Raw genomic sequence first — 3356 nt, forward strand, 5'->3', positions numbered from 1 at the left:
TCGCGCAGCGCCTGCAGGTTGACGCGGTGCTGGTGCGCGGCGTGGCGGTCGCCCTGGCCCTGCTGGGCGGAGTGGGCTTGATCGCCTACGGCCTGGCGTGGGCGTTCCTGCCGGATGAGAACGACCAAATCCACGTCGAGCAGGCGCTGCAGAAGAACTGGACCAGCGGCATGACCGGTGCCCTGGTCACCTTCCTGCTCGGTGTCGGGCCCGCCCCCTGGGCCTTTAGCAGCATCGCCCCGTTCGTGTGGCCGCTGCTGATTGTCGCCGGCGTGCTGTTCGTGGTCTTTAGCCGCAACAACACGAAGTTCGCCCGCGGTCCGCGCCCCACCGACACCGCCGCCCCGACCTATCCGGCGGATGCCAGCGGACACACCGGCAGCACCGCAGTGGTGCTGCATGATCCGGAAGTCAGCTGGCAGGACCCGGCTCCTTCAGCGAACCCGGTGGATGACACGGTCCGCGCTGAGCAGGACCTGCCACGGCAGCCCGGGCCGCAGAACATCTTCGGGCGCTCGGCCTCCGACGCGCCACCCCGTTCCCGCTTCAACATCAAGGAGCCCACCATGGAGTCCGATTCGGGCCACTACTACCCCGGCACCCAGCCCCCTTCCGGGCAGGATGAGTACCCCGGCAAGGATTACTACATCGGCAAGGAGTCCAAGGGCAAGCAGAAGATTCCGTTGGCACCCCCGATCCCAGGTTGGGTGGCCACCATCATTGTCGGGGCGACGGCACTGATCATTGCCGTGGTCTTCGGCCTTGACTACCTCGGACTGGTCGACTTCCCCGGCGGCTCCTGGCCGTTGGCGCTGTCCCTGGGCCTGCTCTTCGTGGGTCTGGCCCTGGTGATCGCGGCCCTGGCACACCGCACCAGTGGGGGCCTGCTGGGGTTGGCGATCCCGCTGCTGGTGCTGACCCTGATCTTCGGCAACTCCGGGGCCGTAAGCAGCAGCGGATTTGGCACCAGCTCCGGCGGGGTCATCACTTCGGACAGCGACGGTGAGTACAACGCGATCTTCAGCAACGCCACCATCGACCTGCGACAGTACGCCGACATCACCTCACCAACCACCGTCGAGGTCAACACCGTCTTTGCCTCGGTGAACCTGCGGCTGCCCGAGGAAGTGCCGGTACGCATCCAAAGTGATGGCATCTTCCTCTCCCAGCACGGTAGCGGCGCCCCGGGGAGCAGCGACTCGAGCAAACCACTGCTGATCGTGGACGTGAACGGCGCCTTCTCAAAGATCAAGGCGCTGCCCTCGGACTCCAGCACCGTGACCACCCCAGATTTCTAAGGATGAGCAACAATGACTCCCGAAAAATATGACCGTTCCAAGTTCCCCACCGGAACCCTGGTATTCGGATTGATCCTGGTTCTGGTGGCACTGGCACAATTGAGCAGTCACGTGCTGTCCTGGGACTTCGACGCCCCGCTGTTCTTTATCGCGTTGATTGCCCTGGCCGGTGTCGCGTTGATCGTCTCGGGCATCGGCTCGGCCCGGCGTGCGGCCAAACGCAAGGAGTACCCGCCACACGACTCGACCACCTTCTAGTACCCTGGGGTACTTTCACCCCGTGGCCCGTCCCCGAGGCGGACGTTGGCCGAACCCATTCTTTTGACGAGCACTATCTAAGGACGGACCCTGATGGATAAATTCTTCAACTCCCTGCGTTCCATGCCGCTGCGTCGCGGACCGGCGCGCATGGCCGGCGGTGTGGCTGGCGGCATTGCCGACAAGTTCGGCTGGGACGTTTCGCTTGTGCGGATCGCGATGCTGCTCTCCTTCCTGCTGCCGGTCATTGGCATTGGCGCCTACATCGTGGCGTGGCTGCTGATTCCGGCCCAGGATGGCAGCATTATCCTGCAAAAGTGGTTGCGCGCGCTGTAGCAGCCGCGTCCCGGCAAGCGGGGCGAGAGTGGCGGCGCGTACACCGGAAGGGATCTTTCCGGTGTACTCGCCGCCACATCCTTAAGCCGATAGACTCGCAACGTAGACGGCTCAACGGGGCGCTGTGGACAACGACAGATGATGAACAGATCCAATCCATGAGGGTGGCCGGCCCACTGGTCCTGCTCCCCACGCATCGGTGCGGCTGTTCGTCCCGGCAGAAATGAGCAGATATGCGTATTGGCCTGTTGACCTCCGGCGGCGACTGCCCCGGCTTGAACGCGTCATCCGCGGCGCTGTGCTGAACGGGATCAAAAGCTACGACTATGAATTCGTCGGGTTCCGTGACGGCTGGCGCGGGGTCAAGGAAGGCGACCTGATGCCGCTGCCGCGCCACCAGGTGCGCGGCATCTCCAAGCAGGGCGGAACAATCCTGGGCACCTCACGCACCAACGTTCGAGGGCGAAAACGGGGGTCCGGAGCAGATCCGCCAGACCCTGGCCCGCCTGGAGGTGGACGCGGTCATCGCGATCGGCGGGGAGGGCACCCTGGCCGGGGCCCAGCGCCTATGCGAAGCGGGACTGCCGATTGTCGGAGTCCCCAAGACCATCGACAACGACCTGGACGCCACCGACTACACCTTCGGCTTCGACACCGCCAACCAGATCGCCGTGGAGGCCATTGACCGGTTGCGCACCACCGGCGAATCCCACCACCGGTGCATGGTGGCCGAGGTGATGGGCCGCGACGTGGGCTGGATTGCCCTGCACGCCGGCATGGCCTCCGGCGCCCACGCGATCCTGATCCCCGAGGTGTCCACCAGCATGGAACAGATCTTCACCTGGGTACGTGAAGCCCACGAACGTGGCCGCGCACCGCTGGTGGTGGTGTCCGAGGGGTTCGTGCCCGAGGGTGAGGATGCCGCGTTCAGCTCCCGCGGGGTGGACCGCCATGGTCGGCCCCGGCTGGGTGGGATCGGTGAAGTCCTGGCCCCGCTCATTGAGCAGAACACCGGTCTGGAAACCCGCGCCACCGTGCTGGGACACATTCAGCGCGGCGGCGTGCCGACCGCCTTTGACCGGGTGCTGGCCACCCGCCTGGGCATGGCGTCGGTGGATTCGGTGGCCGCCGGCCAGTGGGGCACCATGGTGGCCCTGCACGGCACGCAGATTAACCGGGTCCCGCTCAGCGCGGCGGTGAACAACCTCAAGCGCGTGCCGCAGGACCGTTATGACGAGGCAAAGATCCTCTTCGGCTGACCCGGGCGCACATCATGCCGGCCCCGGCCCCCATCGCGGGGCCGGGGCCGGGGCGTTTAACGGGCTCTTCACAATCCAGGGTGTAAAACGGGTCTGAACCCGCCAGATTCCAAAAGTGAACGAGCAATATAATTCGCTAGGCTCCGGAACCCCAGAGGCTACCGCGCAGGTGTTCCAACCTTCCATTGATCGCTTCGGTGGGGCC

Annotated in this window: 3 protein-coding genes and 2 pseudogenes; 4 read left to right on the plus strand and 1 reads right to left on the minus strand. The window is 65.3% G+C overall.

Annotated elements, in window-relative coordinates:
* The 4 genes and pseudogenes from JCM19049_RS10095 to JCM19049_RS10110 form a co-directional block, all read left to right on the plus strand.
* On the plus strand, window positions 1-1298 hold a 1298-nt coding region (locus JCM19049_RS10095), incomplete at its 5' end, for a PspC domain-containing protein (protein ID WP_054821520.1).
* A 12-nt stretch (window positions 1299-1310) separates the two neighbouring features.
* On the plus strand, window positions 1311-1556 hold the full coding sequence (locus tag JCM19049_RS10100; protein ID WP_054821521.1) for a hypothetical protein: 246 nt from the start codon (window positions 1311-1313) through the stop codon (window positions 1554-1556).
* A 93-nt stretch (window positions 1557-1649) separates the two neighbouring features.
* Window positions 1650-1892 carry a PspC domain-containing protein gene (locus tag JCM19049_RS10105; RefSeq protein ID WP_054821522.1) on the plus strand — a complete coding sequence of 81 codons (243 nt, stop codon included), beginning with the start codon at window positions 1650-1652 and terminating at the stop codon, window positions 1890-1892.
* A 233-nt stretch (window positions 1893-2125) separates the two neighbouring features.
* Window positions 2126-3151, plus strand: a pseudogene (locus JCM19049_RS10110) (6-phosphofructokinase).
* Window positions 3152-3219: 68 nt separating this feature from the next.
* Here the strand turns inward: JCM19049_RS10110 and JCM19049_RS20045 are convergent.
* Window positions 3220-3356 (minus strand): annotated as a pseudogene (locus JCM19049_RS20045) (ISL3 family transposase); the annotation flags it as partial.

It is taken from the genome of Arthrobacter sp. JCM 19049 (genome assembly GCF_001310435.1).